A 16,760-nucleotide genomic window follows, 5' to 3' on the forward strand; every position below is an offset into this window, starting at 1 on the left:
TTCGGGGGCGGGTCGCTTCAACATGACCCAGTGAATCAAAAACCCCCGGCAATTGCCAGGGGTTTGTCAGCAGTCTGACCGTCCCGGTTTAACCGGGACGGTTTTTTGCGTTCTGGGCATGCAGTGCGACTGAGCGTCGCCGGCCAGCACGGCAGAGATATCAGCAGTGGAAACGGCATCCTGATTGGAGCACTCCGCGTCGACCTGGTGGAGGCTTCCGGGGCCAGTGAGTGAGAACCATTGCTCGCGTTCGGCCGGACTAATTTTAGGCGGATCAAAACCGTCGTCAGTACATCCAGGCGCTTGTTCATTCCGCTATCACTTGCGGATAACGAATCCCGAAATCTGCGTTCTCAAGAAAGCGCCGCGGGGATCTGCAGAGCACCTAGCGGCGATTGGACAAACGTCGGCAAAGTCTCGTCGACATGGGCCAAGCCACGCGCCTGGACGACGGACGCATCCGAGCGTCAAAGGACCTGCTGCACCGGCTCGAACAGGCCGAAGTCGCCCGCGTCGGCCGTATGATGGCGGCCGAGCGCGAGCTGAGCTTTATAAAGCATCAGACTGGGGAGCACGTCAGCGGCCGGCTGGTTGGAGCAGCTAATCTCGCCTCCAGACGCTTCGCAATGATTGACGACGGGGTCGGCTTACAGCTCGTGCCGTGGCAGCCAGCACTCGAAAAGCGCATCGGCCAGCATATTACTGGCATAACCCGTGACAGCGGCGATATCGAGTGGAGCTTCGGCAGGATGCGCGGGATGGGACTTTGAGCGTCTTCGAGCGTGGCGGCTTGACCGCACACCGGCGGAAGTAAAATGGTTATCCGCCCTCGCCGGCCGCCGCGATGTCTACTGCCGACGATCGGCGGCCCAAAGGCGAAAGCTGGGTCGGCTTCTCCATGAGAAGTGTTTTTGTCATCGACGGCCCCGAAGCCGTCACGAGCCCAGCACATTCAATGATCACCGTGACCGAACGGCAAGGTTCACTGTCACCACGCCCCATCAATGTCCAGCCTATCAGACGCCGCAGCTCTCGCATAACCGCGTTCCCATTGGCTCCGACCATCAGTGACGATCGCCTGAAATCCGGTTCCGTTGCCTCATGAAAGAGGTGCCAGCGATGCAACGGGTGTTTCAGGGGACCGGCCTGGCAAGCCTGTTCGGCTATAGCTGCTGGAGATGCGCTGGGAGGTTGCCGTGCAGGGATCATCCACCGATAGGGAGTTGGCCACATGCAACCAATATTTCGATTGCGAGCCGGCGTGAGCGAAACGTGTTCCACCCTCAGTCGATTTCAGCCGGCCGCATCCAGAATGCCTTGCCTCTGGCGTCGTGCCAGCAGTTCCGTCAGCCAATCCGGATCCATTTCCGGTACGGACGAGAGAAGCAGTTCGGTGTAGGCAGCGTGCGGGGGTGTCAAAATCTCCGTCTTCAAGCCCTGCTCCACCACCCTCCCTTGATGCATGACCACGACCTCGTCCGCGATCGCTCTTACTGTCGCGATATCGTGGGTGATGAAAATGTAGCTGACGCCGAGTTCGCGCTGCAGGCGCATCAGGAGCGTCAGGATCTCTTCCTGCACAATCTGATCCAGTGCCGAGGTGACCTCGTCACAAATAATGAACTCCGGATTGGCAGCCAGAGCGCGGGCTATGCAGATCCGCTGCTTCTGGCCACCGGACAACTCACCGGGCAGTCTGTCGAGGAAGCTTTCGTCCATCTCGATCATGTGCATGAGCTCGCCGACCCGCTCGTCGCGCTGCTGCCCCTTCAAGCCTAAGTAGAATTCAAGCGGACGCGAAATTATCTCCTCCACAGTCTGGCGAGGGTTAAGGGCGCTGTCCGGCGATTGATATACCATTTGGATGCGGCGCAGCAGGTCTTTCGAACGTCCCTTCAAGGAGAGGGTAAGCGGCTTGCCATCAAACGACATCGATCCAGACATCGCAGGCAGCAAACCGGTAACGACGCGCGCGAGCGTCGATTTCCCCGACCCTGATTCGCCCACGACTGCTACCGTCCGGCCGCGCGGAACCTTGATGGACACGTCCACCAGCACCTTAACCCTTCCGGCATAAGCCGCGGTGACATTGTCGATGGCGAGTAAATGGTCCTGGGTCCGAATCTCCGTTTTGGCGAGCTTGCGCACGGCCCAGAGGGTCCGGGTGTATTCCTGGGTAGGGGTAGTGAGCATCTGCCGTGTGTCGGCTTCCTCGACGGTTTGTCCATGGAGCAGAACCATGATCCGGTCCGCCATTTGCGCCACCACGGCTAAATCGTGTGTGACGTAGATCGCTGCTGTGTTGAAATCTTCAACAATCCTGCGGATGGAGGCCAGGACCTCCACTTGCGTCGTCACATCGAGCGCAGTGGTCGGCTCATCGAACACGATCAGGTCGGGCCGGCAAGCCATGGCCATGGCCGTCATGGCTCGCTGCAACTGACCACCGGACACCTGATGCGGATACCGGAAGCCGATGGTCTCAGGTTCTGGAAGCTGGAGGCGTCGATAAAGGCCAATAGCGTCGCGATTGGCCTTGTCTCTGCTGGCGATCCCGTGCGCAACCGCCGTCTCCACGGTCTGATCCAGGAGCCGGTGAGCCGGGTTGAACCAGGCGGCCGCGCTTTGCGCCACATAGGCGATGCGGGAACCCCTGAGGCGCCGACGGCGGGCTTCGCTCATTGACAAAAGATCGACCCCGTCGAACAGCACCGAGCCTTGGGTAATACGGCACCCCGGCTTGGCATAACCCATTGCCGCAAGGCCGATGGTCGACTTCCCGGCGCCGGATTCGCCGATCAGCCCGAGCACTTCTCCGCGTTTAAGCGAGAGATCCACGCCCCGAACGATCGGGTGCCAGCGCTCGTCCGAGAAGCCTTCAACGTGGAGGTCCCGGACCTTGAGAAGATCTGTTCCCTTTTCGCGCGCCGTGGCACTGCTACTTTTCATCACGTAGTCCACTCGTTGAATGCAGAATCCAGTCCACGACGAAGTTCACGGCTACTGTGAGGAGGGCAATGGCACCCGCCGGCAGCAGCGGCGTGACGTCGCCATACGTGATCAGCGTTGCGTTTTCCCGCACCATCGACCCCCAATCAGCCGATGGCGGCTGTATGCCGACGCCCAGGAAGGACAATGCTGCGATCGTCAGAAATACAAAGCAGAATCGCAGGCCAAATTCCGCGATGAGCGGCGGCATAATGTTGGGCAGGATTTCCTTGCGCAGAATCCAAGCGGGACCTTCGCCGCGCAATTGCGCGACCTCGACATACTCCATTACCACCACGTTCAGGCCAACGGCTCGGGCCAGACGAAACACACGCGTCGAATCGAGCAGCGCGATGATCAAGACGAGGCTGGTTATCGAGGAGCCGAATATGGAGAGCAGCATCAACGCAAAAATGAGACTGGGGATCGACATCAAGACGTCCACCGCGCGTGACAATAGCTGGTCAGGCCACCCTCGGTACATTGAAGACAGCAGGCCGAGCGTCACACCGGCTGCAAAGGATATGATGGTTGTGGCAACGGCGATGCCGATCGTGTTGCGAGCCCCGTAGATTAGTCGAGTGAGCATGTCGCGACCGAGTTGGTCAGTCCCGAACATAAACTCGTGGCTCCAGGGCGCGAATGCCTCGCTAAAGACCTGCGTCTCTCGATAAGGAGCGACGGGAGGCGCAAATAGAGCGACCAGAACGTAGCAGAGGGTTACAACCATGCCGAACCAGGCACTGAGCGGCGCCTTCTTCAGCGCTATCCACATGCGAGATCGGCGTGTGCGCCTTACCCTGAGCGCTCTCGTGGTCTGAATGAGGGGCTCCGCACTTGTCATCTTGGGTGCAAAAGCCTCGGATTGGTCGCGATCGAAATGATATCGGCGATCAGGTTGAGCAGGATGTAGGTGGCGGCGAAGACAAGGGCGCAGGCTTGCACGACTGGTACGTCCCTCGATTTCACGGCATCGACCATCAGTTGGCCGACGCCGGGGTAGACGAACACCACCTCGACAACCACGACGCCGACGATAAGGTAGGCAAGATTGAAGGCGACAACCGTCACGATCGGGGCCCAGGCGTTTGGCAAAGCGTGCCGAAGCACGACCACCATTGGCGTCATTCCCTTCAACCGAGCCATGTCGATATAGGGGCTTGAAAGCATGTTGATGATCGCCGCGCGCGTCATTCGCATCATGTGAGCGACGATGACGAGTGTGAGCGTGATGGACGGCAAGGCCGCACGCCAGACGTGCTCCCAGAAAGGCGTCTGGTCGCTGATATTGGCCAGCGTCGGGAACTTCGGTACGACGTTTAGGGTCCAGTTGATCGAAGCCGCAAGCCAGACGGGTAGAGACTGTGCGAACTCCGTCCCGGCGAACGTATCGCGCGAGATGATCAGGAAGGCGAGCATGTAGGCGACGAAGAATTCAGGGAACGAAATTGTCGTAAGCGTCACCGTGTTTACAAGCCGATCGAACCAGCTGTTGCGGTAGAGGGCCGCAAGAATGCCCAACCCCAGCGCCAGCGGCACTGCGATGAGCGCGGTCATGACCGCCAGGAACATCGTGTTGTAAAGGCGAGGTGCGATGATTTCCGCGACTGTTCGCCGGTAGCCAGTCCGGCTGGCGAAGGAGGATCCAAAATCACCCTGAGCCATCTTACCAATCCAGCTGAAATAGCGTGCGATTGGCGGGCGATCGAGGCCGATCTCGTGTTGAAGGGCCGCGACTGTTTCGGGGGTAGCGGCTTGGCCGAGCGTCGCTTTGGCGAAGTCGCCAGGCAGCATTGCGATGGCCGAAAAGATGATGATGGAAACGACGAACAACGTGATCAGGCCGAGGCCTAACCTTTGCAGAACCGTTTTTGCGACCGGATTCACACGCATGCGCGCAGTCCCAACGGCGCGCCGCCCGCTGTGCGACCGGCGCGCTTGGCAAACACCTCTATGCCTCAGCCATCCACCAGCGCTCAGCCATCTTCAGTCCGTCATTTTCCCAATTCGGCGCCACATCGCCATGCGCCAGTTTCTTGGATTTGGCGCTGACGAAGTTGTTGAACACCAGCACGATAGTACCGCCATCATCATGGGTCAGCTGCTGCATTTCGGCATACATGGCGGCGCGCTTGGCCTCATCCGTCTCGGCTCGGGCTTGGACGAGCAATTCGTTGAAGCGGGGATTCTTCCAGAAGGACTCGTTCCAGCTGGATTCGGCCGCGAAGGCTTGCGTGAACATCCAGTCGGCGGTGGCGCGACCACTCCAATACGAAGCGCACCACGGCTTCTTGAGCCAGACATTGTCCCAATATGCGTCCTCCGCTTCGCGCACCACATTGACGTCGATGCCGCACTGTGCGGCCGTCTCGCGAATGAGTGCGGCCGCGTCTACCGCCCCAGCGAAAGCGGCGTCGGCGACCGAGAGATCGACCTTCAGCTTTTCCATCCCCGCCTTCTTCAGATGATGACGGGCCTTTTCGGGATCGAAACTGTGTTGCGGCTCCGGGTTCTTGTAAAACTTGATCGCCGGCGCAATTGGATCGTCATTGGCAACGGTAGCATGGCCGAGGAAAATCTTGTCGGCGATCTCTTGTCGGTTGATCGCCCATTTCATTGCCATGCGCACATCCCGATTGTCGAAAGGCGCCATGGTGACGTTCATCGGCAAGGTATAATGCCCGTATCCGGTGATCTCGATGATGTCGATTTTTGGATTGCGCTTCAACATGCCGAGTGTTTTCAGGTCGGCGCGGCCGATGTAATCCACTTCCCCGGTCGAGAGTGCAGCCATGCGTGCGGCCAAATCCGTAATGGCGACGAACTCCACCTCATCCAGGTAAGGCTTGCCGTTCTTGAAATAATTTGGGTTGCGCTTGAGCTTGGCCGAAACGCCGGGCTGGAAATTCTCGAGCACGAATGCGCCGGTTCGGGCTCCTGATGCCCAATCGGCTTTCCCGTCAACGCTAGGCATGATCACGAGATGATAATCGCTCATAATGTAGGGGAAATCGGCGTTGCCGCTGTCGAGTGTGAAGACAACCGTTTCTGGGCCGTCCGCCTTAATGTCCTTCACAGAGGCAAGCAAAGGCTTCGCCGCAGATTTGGTGTCGGCGCCCATGTGATACCGCATGGAGGTCACGACATCGTCTGCGGTCACGCTTTTGCCATTGTGGAAGGTCGCGCCCTTGCGCAGCTTGAAGACCCACGTCTTGGCGCCATTGGAAGATTCGAAGCTTTCTGCCAGGTCTGGCTGTATGCCGCCCTTCGCATCCACCTCGGTCAGGCTGTTGGACATAGCGCCTGAAAAGGCGGTTTGGGAGAAAGTGTCGGGATACCCGGCCGGATCAATGGAATCTGTAGTCGCTCCATGCGCCATGCCGAGCTTCGCAAAGCCACCTTGCTGCGGTTCTGCTCGTGCCTCCGTGACAAAGAGCTTATCTGCGGCCGCGATGGTGAGGCCTGCCGCCAACCCTAGATGGATGAAGTCACGCCGCGAGACCTTGCCGCGACCGATCAGACTTTGCGCGATGCGAAGCTTGTACTCAGATTCCGACATTTTCGTTCTCCCATTGGCGGATTTTTTTCCGCGTTATAATTAACCCTCGTCATGCACGTCGACTTGCCAACTCTTCTTCCCTTGCTTTCGCCTTCTTCATCGAGCTGCTGATCCCTTTGACCGTTACGCGGTCACATAGATGTTGCCGTCCTCGACCACGACCGGGAATGTTCGCGCCCGCACGCTCGGGTCGACAAGTGCCGAACCCGTCTTGATGTCGAACTCCCAGCCATGCCAGGCGCAGCGCACAATCTCATTTTCCCGGTGATAGATGAACCGCGCTTCGTCGACCGGTGCGGTGGTCCCGCATTGTGGCCCCTCACACAGCGGTGCCCCGCGATGCGGACAAATATTAAGCAGCGCGTGGAATGTCTCTCCGATGCGAAAGACACCCACCGAAAGGCTGCGGACTTTTGCGATGACGGGTGTGCCCGCTTCGATCTCCTCGGCGCGACAGATGAAGATTTTCTCGGCCATGGTCTGCTCCGTCAGGCAGCATTCGCGGTCAGCAGGGCCGGAATCCGCTTATAAACATCGAGCGCATTTTGACCCATCACCTTCGTCCTCCAAGCAGGAGGAATGTGCAGCGTGTTGGCGTCATCATAGTCCCAATGCGGATAGTCTGACGCAAACATCAGCGTGTTCTCACCGTCCATCGCTTCCAGAATGGACCAGAGATGCTGCACATTCGCGGGCTGCTCCAGGGGCTGTGTGGAAAACCGAATATTTCGGCGGCAGTACTCGGACGGCAGCATTCTCAGCCAAGGGGTCTCCTTGCGCAGCGCCTTGTAGTCGGCGTCGAGGCGCCACAGCACAGTCGGCACCCAGGCGACGCCGCATTCGACCACGACGAAATAGAGTTCCGGCCATTTCTCGAACACACCGTGGGCAATCATGCTGGCGACATGGCTGATCGCCGACATGTGCAGGATTGCGTGTGTCTCCCAGAAGAAGGTGGTGGGGGCAGGCGCGACGGCGTTCCAGTTGACGCCACCGTGGCCGCCCAGGTGAATGGCAAACGGCAATCCCATCTCCGCACAGGCTTCGTAGATCGGGTGGTAGAAGGGATCGCCGTAGGGCTTCACGGAGCCTTGGGAGGCTAGAACCTGGACCATGCGAGGATGACTGCCTAGCCGACGGATTTCGGCGGCCGCCAGCTTTGGATCCTGAGGCGCAATGATGATCGAACCCATGAAGCGGTTGTCTTTCGGCAACCACTCGGCGATCTGATAGTCATTGTAGGCACTGACCAGCGCACTGGCGTAATAGGGGTTTGCGAGAGTCGAGGCTTCTATAGGCTCGTCCCCGGTCAGGATCGCCACGCCGACCTTGTATTTGTCGAGATGTTTTTCCTTCATGATCCGATAGTTGTCGGCTTCGGTCTCGGGTCGCACGTCCTTTCGCGAGAAATCCTGCGGATGGAACCAGGGGCGATGGCCATGCGGGAAGGACCCTCTGGGGCCGGTCTTCTCGCCCTCGATGAACATGTCCTTCCAGATGCCGGAAAGATACGGTTCCAATACCGTGGCGCTGGACCAGTAGTTGTGACAATCGCAGTCGACGATAAACACTTTAGCTTTTGCTCCCTCTCCAGACCGCGGCTTTACTTGCCGTTTAGCTCGCCCAGCTTCCGCCTTGACAATTGGCGGATCAAGCCAATGATCTCTGGGTAATGATCGGTTTTTTCGATTGAGGCGCAACACGTGCAGCTGGACCACATTGGAACGTTGCTCGACATCATCGAATCACGCAACTTCAACCGGACTGCCGACCGGCTGAACATTACGCAGTCGACGGTCAGCACTCGGATCAAGAGCCTCGAAAGCGCGGTAGGATCGGAGCTCTTCCATCGTGGTCGCGCTGGCGCTGAACCGACCGCGGCGGGGCGTCGTTTCGAAGCCTACGCGCGGGCGATGTTGTCGACTTGGTCGCAGGCGCGTCACGACGTGCGCGCGTTCAACCGGTTCGAAGGAACCCTGCGCGTGGCCGCGCAGGTTGGCATGACCCGCTCAGTGCTGCCTGGGTGGGTGGAGGCGCTCTGTCAGGCCCTTCCCAAAGCCTCGATCCATGTGGAATCCGACTACTCCAACCAGATGGTGACCGATCTCAGCATGGGAAATCTGGACATAGCCGTGCTCTACGCGCCCCGCTATCTTCCCGAAATTGCTTATGAGCACCTTATGGTCGAGGAGTATGTGATGGTCTCGACCTTTGCCAGGACGATGTCGGAGGTCGATCCTGACAGCTACATTCGGCCAGGCTACACCGTCGTCCTTGAGAAAACCCATTCCGAGCTGATCCCTTCTTTGGCAATCTCCCGCCTTTCCATGGGATCCGAGAGCCTGGCCGAAGCCATGCTGCGGCGAACCGGGGGGAGTTGTTACATGCGCAACGACGATGCCCGCAGGTTTACGGCCGAGTGCCCGTCGTTCCTGGTCGAGGGCGCACCGACGCTCTCCCAGCCCGTCCATACGGCCATGCTCGCCCGGCGCAAGCATGAGCCGATCATCCGCAAAGGGCTTCGTGCGCTGCAGCTGGCGGTGATGTCGCTCGAGACGTAGATCGAAATTCCCGATTAAAAAACCGGTCTGGAGCTACTATTCGGCTAAGTGCCCGGCTGCCATGTTGCGGCGTCATTTGAAGAGCTAAACATGAACGCACTCACTTCATTTCCGAGTTCCGAATTTGTTGCGAGAATGCGGCAGCGGCAATGGGCTGACGCATCGCCACAGGCAATGCTCTGCCGTGCGGTCATCGACGAGACGCACGACGCGAAGACCTTTGTGTTCTCGGCCGCCTCAGACCGCATGTTCTGCTTCAATGCGGGGCAATACGTGGTCCTTCACCTCGCGATCGATGGCGCCGCGGTGGCCAGGTCCTATTCCGTTTCGTCGCCGCCAACACGTCCGCTCGACCTGCACATTACGGTCAAGCGGACACCAGACGGGCTCGTTTCCAATTGGCTCCACGACAATCTGCGGGCGGGCGACGAAATCAACATTGAAGGCCCGCGGGGCTCGTTCAAACTTGACGGCTTGCCAGGCGAAAAGCCTCTCTTTCTTGCGGGCGGCAGCGGGATCACGCCTCTTATGTCAATGCTGCGAACCCTGACGGACAGAGCATCCGATCTGGACCTGCGTCTCGTCTACAGTGCGCGGTCGCCGCGAGATCTCATCTTCAGGTCGGAACTCGATGCGCTTGCTGCCCGATTCCGCAACCTGAGCGTGACATGCGTCTGTTCCAGGCGAGATCCTGCCTGGGCCGGACCGACTGGCCGCATAGACGGCCCCATGCTCCTGCGCCTCATCCCCGATCTTCGCGAGCGGACAGTCTACGCCTGCGGCCCCGAACAGTACATGAAGGCGCTGCGGGATGGTCTTGGCCAGGCAGGCGTTGACCCACGGAGGTATCATGAGGAGAGCTTTGGAGGCGATCTGGGTCCTACTACTTCGGACGTGGCGTCTGCCATTTCGTCCTCCGTCCATTTCGCCCGTTCCGGACTGGAGCATCGCTGCGCGCCCGGAGAGACCCTGCTGGATGCGGCGCGCAATTGCGGTGTCTATGTCCCCACCGGCTGCCAGCAGGGAATTTGCGGCACGTGCCGGATACCCAAGCTCTCTGGCGACGTCGTGATGCATGATCTTGGCGGACTCACATCCGAAGAAAAGTCAGCTGGCTTTGTCCTTGCCTGTTGCAGCCGCGCGCAGGGCGCTGTTTCAGTCGATCTTTGACCTCGGCTGAGGTTCTGAACGGATGATTTTCTATTGACGGCAAGCTGGTCCCGCATGCGATTCAGCTGAATTCCACGCCTGGGTTCTTAGAAAGGCAGACTCAAAGCTGGGTCCCATGTACCTGCTCGATCTTCGCCTGAAGGGTTGCGTCAGACCAGTCAGTCTTCATCAGCGCAGCACCCTCCATCGCAGGTCAAGTGAAGCTTTTTATAGCATCAGGCAGGTCGCTTCCCCCTTTTTAAATGGGGAGCCGTGCGCGGTGGCCTAGCTCAGCCGCCACATAGGGGCGACGGTATCCAAAACTGCATATGATGCATCGCTGCAAAGAAGGAGAGAGATGGTCTTGGCCATCTCTCCCCCGCGAATGCCGCCTGCGCAGAGCGGGGCCGCCCGCTCGCAAGGCGGTGAATGTTCTCACCGCCTAAACTGATCCCATCCGCCCGCTCGACGCGCAGCCCAGCTCCGCTCGCCGGCATTCGCCCCCCTCTCTGCCGCGCGCTCACGCGCCCCCGGAAGGCATGCCGAGGGGCATGCCTTCGGCATGTAACGGGAAAGGACCAGAGCCATGACGACCAATGAAACGAATGCGAAGACCGCAACTGCCAGCGATAACGGCACGGAGGTTTTCATCCCGCTGAACAAGCTGAAGAAGTCGCCTCGCAATGCGCGCAAGACCCCGCACAGCGAGGCGGTCATCGAGGCCTATGCGGCGAGCATCGCCGCCAAGGGCATCCTGCAGAACCTCGTGGTGGAGCCGGAGCTTGACGGGGAGGGCGCGGAAACCAGCTTCTACTTCGTCAGCATAGGTGAAGGCCGCAGGTTGGCGCAGTTGCTGCGCGTGAAGCGCAAGCAGATCAAGAAGACAGAGCCAATCCGCTGCGTCATCGACACGGTCAACGATGCGCACGAGATCAGCCTGGACGAGAACATCACCCGCGAGGCGATGCATCCCGCCGATCAGTTCGAGGCGTTCCGCGACCTTCACGAGAACAAAGGATGGGGTGCGGAGGAAATCGCCGCTCGCTTCGGCATCACCGCGCATGTCGTGAGGCAGCGCATGCGGTTGGGCGCGGTCAGCCCCACGCTGATGCAGGTCTATCGCGATGGCGACCTGACGCTTGACCAATTGATGGCTTTCGCCATCACCGACGATCACGCCCGGCAAGTGCAGGTTTTCGAAAACCTCACCTACAACCGCGAGCCGTACGTCATCCGCCGAGAACTGACGCGGACGCATGTTGCGGCGAGCGACCGGCGCGCCGTCTTCATCGGGGCAAAGGCCTACATGGAAGCCGGTGGCGCTATCTTGCGCGATTTGTTCACCGAGGATCGGGGCGGGTTCTACGAGGATGCCGCTCTGCTGGACCGATTGGTGATCGAGAAGCTGCAAGGCATCTCGGAAACTGTCAGGCAGGGTGAGGGCTGGAAATGGGCAGATGTCCATATCGACTTTCCCCACGCAAACGGCTTGCGCCGCACATACCCTCAACCGGTGGATTTGTCGGAGAAAGATCAAGCTGCCTACGCGACGGCATCCGACGAGTTCAACCGGCTCACGGATGAATGGGATAGCGCAGAGGAACTGCCGGACGATGTCGATCAGCGTTTTGGCAGGCTCGAAGCCGAGATCGAGCGCATCGACGCGCTGCGTCACGCCTTCGATCCTGATGTTGTTTCGCGTGGCGGCGTGTTCGTCGTGCTTGCCCACGACGGATCGGCGCGCATCGAACGTGGCTTCATTCGCGCCGAGGATGAGTTGCCGGAACTGGAAGCGGTAACACTGCAAGGCGGCGAAGGTTACGCCCTCAACGACGATGGCGAGATCATCGAAGCCGGCACCGGTTCAGATTGCGATGATGCGAACGATGGAGAAGCGGAGGACGACGGCAAGCCGTTGTCGGACCTTCTCATTCGCGACTTGACCGCTCACCGGACGCTTGGGCTTCGGCTTGCGCTTGGCGAACAGCCGGACATTGCCCTTGTCGCGGTTACCCATGCTCTTGCCGCGCAGACCTTCTATCAGGGTGTGGAAGCCCACTGCCTGGAAATACGCCCGACCAGCATCTATCTCGCCGGGCATGCGGACGGCATCGAGGATACGGCGGCAGGCAAGGCGCTGGCGGACCGACACGCGGAGTGGGCTGCGGACATGCCTCGCAATGTGGGCGACCTGTGGGGCTTGATCGCCGCACTCGACCACGCCAGCGTCATGGCGTTGTTCGCTCACTGCGCCTCGCTAACCGTCAATGCCGTGAAACAGCCTTGGGAGCGCAAGCCGCGCGCCCACGAGACAGCGGACAGACTGGCAACGGCGGTCAACCTCGACATGACGGCACATTGGACGCCAAACGTCCGGACGTATCTCGGGCGCATCACCAAGGCACATATCATCGACGCCGTGCGCGAAGCTGCCAGCGACGAGGCGGCAGACAGCCTGTCGGATCTGAAAAAGCAGCCAATGGCGGAAGCCGCCGAGCAGTTGCTCGCCGGGACCGGATGGCTACCTGCGATCTTACGCACAGAGCCACCAGCCATGTCCGTTGAAAAGCAGGACGAGACAGCAGATGCCAGACCGGTGGACGTTCCCGAGGTGGAAACAAAAACCGCGCAGATCGACACGACCGAGGAAGCTGATGCCTTTGACGTCGCCGCCGAGTGAGGCGCGCTTTCCAAGAATTTTCGGCCGCGCCGTTGGCGCGGCCGGACACTTCGACAGCACGAGGTTCGGAAGTGTTGGAACGCTGATGATGTCTACCGAGGCGAACATCGTCCGGGCGCGACCGCCACCTACCCGCCCGGCGCATCTCGGCGTCGTGCGCCGTCGTGCGTCCCGTTCCCGACAATGCATCACCATGCGTGAGCGGTCAGCGTATTGGGATCATCCCGCGATGGTGTGGAGCCGGTGCAAATAGTTGCCAACGCTTTCGCTCGAGTCGGGCGCGCATGCTCCGGACTTGAGATTCGTAGTCGTCACGAGGTTTGGCGGCTTGGTTGTCGCGTCCCTCGCGCCAGGTCTTCTTCATGCCGCCCGGCACTCGATCGCGGTTAGCCCAAAGATGAAGGGAAGGCGGGTCGTCCCTTTTTCATCCGATGGAGGAGGGACCACACTCTCCTGGCGTTTGAGGCCAGTTCGTTGACAGTACGGAACAGCGCCCGGGCGCGGAAGATATTGGCTGTGAGCCATCATAGTCCTCTTGGTGTTCCCTTCCGTTGGCGCCAAGCCACGCCCACGGCGTCCTCGAACGGATTGGGTCTGACCGAAGACCGTCTTCGCTTTGCTCCGCCTCGATCGTCTTCCCGCAACGACGCCACTGCGTTTTCTTCCCCTGGCCGCTGCGCGTCCATTCCTCGCGGTTCAAGAAAGCCTCGCGTCGCCGTCTTCCACTTCGTTTCAGCCCCTTCGCGGTGCGGACCGATCGTCCCCGGTCTCACGACCACCATCGAGGCCGCGATGGGCGCGGCCCGAGAAAAACAGAAGGAACCACCACAATGGCTACGATCGGCACTTTCTCCCGCACCGCGAAGGGCTTTTCCGGCTCGGTCAAGACCCTCAATCTCAATGTCAGGACGGTCACGTTCGCTCCGGCCGATGGCGAAAATGAAAAAGGTCCCGACTTCCGCATCTTCGCCGGCGCCACCGAGTTCGGGGCGGCGTGGAAGAAGACCTCGCGGGAGGGACGCGACTATCACTCCGTCAAGCTCGACGATCCGAGCTTCCCCGCTCCGATCTATGCGAGCCTGGTTGAGACTGACACCGAGGGCGACTTCTCGCTCATCTGGTCCCGCCGCACCGCAGAGTGACCCGATAAGACACGAAGCCCCGCCGCAAGGCGGGGCTTCGCCATGTTCAGGTCAGGCGCAGCCTAGGCTCTGTCAGACGCAGCAGGCTACGCTTTGGCGGGCGCCTTGCGCGCCTTCTTCACCGGCGACTTGATTGCAGCCGCAGTTGTTCTCGCTGCTGCCGCACGCACGGCGGGTTTGCGTTTTTCTGCCGCGGCAGATGTGGCCGCTGGCGCTTTGCGCCCGAGTCCAATTGATTTCGCCAGGGCCGACCGCGTCGCCGCATAGGTCGGCGCCACCATCGGATAGTCGGCCGGCAGGTTCCACTTCTGCCGATATTGGTCGGGGGTCAGGTTAAAGTGCTGAAGATGCCGCTTGAGCGATTTGAATTTCTTTCCATCTTCCAGACAGATGATGAAGTCCGGCGTCACCGACTTCTTGATCGATACTGCCGGCTCCTGCTTGACCACCGGTTCTGCCGTTGGCGTTCCGATGCCGTTCAGAGCGGCATGGATATCGCCGATCAACTTCGGCAACTCGCCAACCGGTACTGGATTGTTCGATACATAGGCGGCGACAATGTCAGCCGTTATCGACACGGTATCCAGTTCGTTGTCTTGTTCGAGAGCAGTGGTCATTTAATTTCCCTCTTTTTGTATCAGATGAATTGAGCGACGTTTGATTTTCCCAGCCTGCCCACGAGGCAAATAGTACGTCTCTTTGCAAAATACACGTCTCTTACGCAACATTATAAGAGTAAGCTTCGCTTTTATCGTCCCGATCGGCTGCGGATGCCCTTGCCGATCACATGGGAAGCGAGGAGCTTCCCCTCGCTTCCCCGCCAGTTCCGCCTGTGCAGAGCAGGGTCGCTGGCTCGCAAAGCGGCTTACCTCGGCAATGATCTCGATCGCTTTCCATCCACTTCGCTCAACCATGCAACCCGGCTCCGCGCGCCAGCACTGGCCCCCATCACTCCCGCGCGCTCTCGCGCCCCCGGAAGGCATGCCGGGGGACATGCCTTCGGCATTGACGAAAAGGAGTGAGCGAAACGAACATGACCACCACCATCGGCGAGAACAACAGCCAGCAGCAGGCGACTTCCAGCGGCTTTCGCGTGGATATCTCGCGCGGCGAGCGGATCGGGCGAGTTTCCTCGGAATGGTTCTCGCGTCCCGATGACGAGCGCTATCTGAGCCTCACCGAGCTTTATCATGCCGTGAAGCAGCGGGCGGACCGCGCTACTGCCCGCGCCGTCGAGAGTCGCGCCGTGCGCGTGGAAGCCACCCGCGACAATGCGGAGCGGCTTTCGCTAAGCGTTCCCGGACGGGAGCAGCCAATCGCACCAACGCATTGGAGTTTTGGGCAGCTTTGCAGCCTTGTCGGCGTACCAGCGACCTATATGCGCCAACTGCCCGCACCGCTCGCAGGCATCAATTTGCAGCACGGACTCTTGAGCCATCGGGCAGAATTGATGAAGACACTAGAGACGGAAGACGGACGCGTAGAACTTCGCGCCGTGACCGGCCCGGACTATGGCCGCATCTGGGATCACGAGCTTGTCGCCGCCGTCATGAATATCGCCGGCAATGGCACCGGTGACACCATGTGGAACGTGCCGGGCGTTCTGGATTGGGCGACGATGGCTCACAATCCATTCGTGGACGTGACCAAGGACACCACCACGCTTTACGCCAGCGACCGCGACGCGTTCCTGTTTCTGGTGGACGATACACATCCATCGAAGCCGGAAGGCTCCCGAATGGCGAACCGGATTTGTATTTTCGTGGCTTCTATTGCTGGAATTCGGAAGTCGGCAGCAAGACGCTGGGCATCGCGAGTTTCTATCTCCGTGCCGTGTGCATGAACCGAAATCTATGGGGCGTGGAAGGCTTCGAGGAAATCACGATCCGCCATTCGAAGTTTGCCGCGCAGCGTTTTGCGTACGAAGCAGCGCCCGCTTTGACGAGCTTTGCCAACTCAAGCGCCGCGCCGTTCATCGCCGGCATCAAAGCCGCTCGTGAGAAGATCGCCGCCCGTAGCGACGAAGAGCGCGAAAACTTCCTGCGCAAACGCGGCTTCTCCAAGGGCGAAACAGGCAAGATCATCGAGGCAGTCTTGCACGAGGAAGGCCGGCCGCCCGAAAGTATCTTCGATTTTGTGCAAGGCATGACCGCGCATGCCCGCACCAAGGCGCATCAGGATAAACGATTGGACCTCGAAGGCAGGGCGAAGACCTTGTTGGAAAAGGCGGCATGACAGTCATGACACTGCGCGGCCGGACATCCGGCCGCGCAGTGTACATCGCAGAATCTTGCGTCAATCCGTGAGCCGATCGATGGCGGCGATGCCCAGGTTGCGGCCGCGGCTCGCCGGGCTCCGCCCGGCTCGCGAAACACACACACAAACGGTTTTCAAAAGACGAATACCTAGTATATTGGGTGGCAATATATTAGGTAGCCGGTGACTCCTCCCGAATGATCTTGCGGGAGAGAGTAGCGAAGAATCTACGCCGGCTGAGACATGCCACTGGCTTGTCGCAGGAGGAGCTCGCGGATCGTGCCGACGTCAATCGCAACTATGTCGGTATGCTTGAGCGCGAGGAGCACGCAGCTACAATCGACATGCTTGAAAAGCTCGCTGCAGTTCTGGACGTCGATCCTATTGAGTTCTTCCGCAGAGACGGATGACCAAGCCAAGAGCGC

At 59.8% G+C, this 16,760-nt stretch carries 13 protein-coding genes and 1 pseudogene; 7 read left to right on the forward strand and 7 right to left on the reverse strand.

Features of this window, described 5'->3' with window-relative positions; genetic code table 11:
- Positions 1-395: 395 nt before the first annotated feature.
- Positions 396-770 carry a DUF3363 domain-containing protein gene (locus tag LB571_RS26515; RefSeq protein ID WP_224599248.1) on the forward strand — a complete coding sequence of 125 codons (375 nt, stop codon included), beginning with the start codon at positions 396-398 and terminating at the stop codon, positions 768-770.
- Between the two features lie 523 nt (positions 771-1,293).
- Here LB571_RS26515 and LB571_RS26520 read toward each other — a convergent pair.
- From LB571_RS26520 to LB571_RS26545, 6 genes are all read right to left on the reverse strand, one after another.
- Entirely contained in the window at positions 1,294-2,949 is a 1,656-nt protein-coding gene (locus LB571_RS26520) for an ABC transporter ATP-binding protein (protein ID WP_224599250.1), read from the reverse strand.
- On the reverse strand, positions 2,939-3,763 hold the full coding sequence (locus tag LB571_RS26525) for an ABC transporter permease (protein WP_224599252.1): 825 nt from the start codon (positions 3,761-3,763) through the stop codon (positions 2,939-2,941). The genes LB571_RS26520 and LB571_RS26525 overlap by 11 nt, the downstream gene beginning before the upstream one ends.
- A gap of 65 nt (positions 3,764-3,828) precedes the next feature.
- A complete protein-coding gene (locus LB571_RS26530; RefSeq protein WP_263484769.1) occupies positions 3,829-4,881 on the reverse strand; it encodes an ABC transporter permease in 1,053 nt (350 codons plus the stop codon).
- Between the two features lie 58 nt (positions 4,882-4,939).
- On the reverse strand, positions 4,940-6,547 hold the full coding sequence (locus LB571_RS26535) for an ABC transporter substrate-binding protein (RefSeq protein WP_224599254.1): 1,608 nt from the start codon (positions 6,545-6,547) through the stop codon (positions 4,940-4,942).
- 123 nt (positions 6,548-6,670) lie between these two features.
- Positions 6,671-7,024 carry a Rieske (2Fe-2S) protein gene (locus tag LB571_RS26540; protein ID WP_224599256.1) on the reverse strand — a complete coding sequence of 118 codons (354 nt, stop codon included), beginning with the start codon at positions 7,022-7,024 and terminating at the stop codon, positions 6,671-6,673.
- Between the two features lie 11 nt (positions 7,025-7,035).
- Positions 7,036-8,118: an amidohydrolase family protein gene (locus LB571_RS26545; protein WP_318011591.1), complete on the reverse strand. Its 1,083-nt coding sequence runs from the start codon at positions 8,116-8,118 to the stop codon at positions 7,036-7,038.
- Positions 8,119-8,250: 132 nt separating this feature from the next.
- On the opposite strand from LB571_RS26545, the gene LB571_RS26550 reads away from it, so the two are divergent.
- From LB571_RS26550 to LB571_RS26565, 4 genes are all read left to right on the forward strand, one after another.
- Positions 8,251-9,108: a LysR family transcriptional regulator gene (locus LB571_RS26550; RefSeq protein WP_224599262.1), complete on the forward strand. Its 858-nt coding sequence runs from the start codon at positions 8,251-8,253 to the stop codon at positions 9,106-9,108.
- 90 nt (positions 9,109-9,198) lie between these two features.
- Positions 9,199-10,278 (forward strand): hybrid-cluster NAD(P)-dependent oxidoreductase, encoded by a 1,080-nt coding sequence (locus LB571_RS26555; RefSeq protein ID WP_224599263.1) that lies wholly within the window; start codon positions 9,199-9,201, stop codon positions 10,276-10,278.
- A 565-nt stretch (positions 10,279-10,843) separates the two neighbouring features.
- The gene (locus LB571_RS26560; protein WP_224599264.1) at positions 10,844-12,937 is read left to right on the forward strand and encodes a ParB/RepB/Spo0J family partition protein; all 2,094 of its coding nucleotides are present in this window, start codon (positions 10,844-10,846) and stop codon (positions 12,935-12,937) included.
- Positions 12,938-13,767: 830 nt separating this feature from the next.
- Entirely contained in the window at positions 13,768-14,079 is a 312-nt protein-coding gene (locus LB571_RS26565) for a DUF736 domain-containing protein (protein WP_224599265.1), read from the forward strand.
- An 86-nt stretch (positions 14,080-14,165) separates the two neighbouring features.
- On the opposite strand, the gene LB571_RS26570 is transcribed toward LB571_RS26565, so the two are convergent.
- Positions 14,166-14,696 (reverse strand): MucR family transcriptional regulator, encoded by a 531-nt coding sequence (locus tag LB571_RS26570; RefSeq protein ID WP_224599266.1) that lies wholly within the window; start codon positions 14,694-14,696, stop codon positions 14,166-14,168.
- Between the two features lie 416 nt (positions 14,697-15,112).
- On the opposite strand from LB571_RS26570, the pseudogene LB571_RS26575 reads away from it, so the two are divergent.
- Both LB571_RS26575 and LB571_RS26580 read left to right on the forward strand, forming a co-directional pair.
- Positions 15,113-16,314 (forward strand): annotated as a pseudogene (locus tag LB571_RS26575) (DUF932 domain-containing protein).
- A gap of 218 nt (positions 16,315-16,532) precedes the next feature.
- Complete coding sequence (locus LB571_RS26580) at positions 16,533-16,745, forward strand: helix-turn-helix domain-containing protein (RefSeq protein WP_224599267.1); 213 nt, start codon at positions 16,533-16,535, stop codon at positions 16,743-16,745.
- The last annotated feature ends 15 nt before the right edge of the window (positions 16,746-16,760 follow it).

It is taken from the genome of Mesorhizobium sp. BR1-1-4 (assembly GCF_020165375.1).
Taxonomy (GTDB): Bacteria; Pseudomonadota; Alphaproteobacteria; order Rhizobiales; family Rhizobiaceae; genus Mesorhizobium; species Mesorhizobium australicum.

Excerpts from the sequence above, each read along its gene's own strand:
- LB571_RS26565 (WP_224599265.1), top strand. The coding sequence starts at position 13,768 with ATGGCTACGATCGGCACTTTCTCCCGCACCGCGAAGGGCTTTTCCGGC.
- LB571_RS26560 (WP_224599264.1), top strand. The coding sequence starts at position 10,844 with ATGACGACCAATGAAACGAATGCGAAGACCGCAACTGCCAGCGATAAC.
- LB571_RS26580 (WP_224599267.1), top strand. The coding sequence starts at position 16,533 with ATGATCTTGCGGGAGAGAGTAGCGAAGAATCTACGCCGGCTGAGACAT.
- LB571_RS26525 (WP_224599252.1), bottom strand. The coding sequence starts at position 3,763 with ATGTGGATAGCGCTGAAGAAGGCGCCGCTCAGTGCCTGGTTCGGCATG.
- LB571_RS26555 (WP_224599263.1), top strand. The coding sequence starts at position 9,199 with ATGAACGCACTCACTTCATTTCCGAGTTCCGAATTTGTTGCGAGAATG.
- LB571_RS26530 (WP_263484769.1), bottom strand. The coding sequence starts at position 4,881 with ATGCGTGTGAATCCGGTCGCAAAAACGGTTCTGCAAAGGTTAGGCCTC.
- LB571_RS26540 (WP_224599256.1), bottom strand. The coding sequence starts at position 7,024 with ATGGCCGAGAAAATCTTCATCTGTCGCGCCGAGGAGATCGAAGCGGGC.
- LB571_RS26570 (WP_224599266.1), bottom strand. The coding sequence starts at position 14,696 with ATGACCACTGCTCTCGAACAAGACAACGAACTGGATACCGTGTCGATA.
- LB571_RS26520 (WP_224599250.1), bottom strand. The coding sequence starts at position 2,949 with ATGAAAAGTAGCAGTGCCACGGCGCGCGAAAAGGGAACAGATCTTCTC.
- LB571_RS26535 (WP_224599254.1), bottom strand. The coding sequence starts at position 6,547 with ATGTCGGAATCTGAGTACAAGCTTCGCATCGCGCAAAGTCTGATCGGT.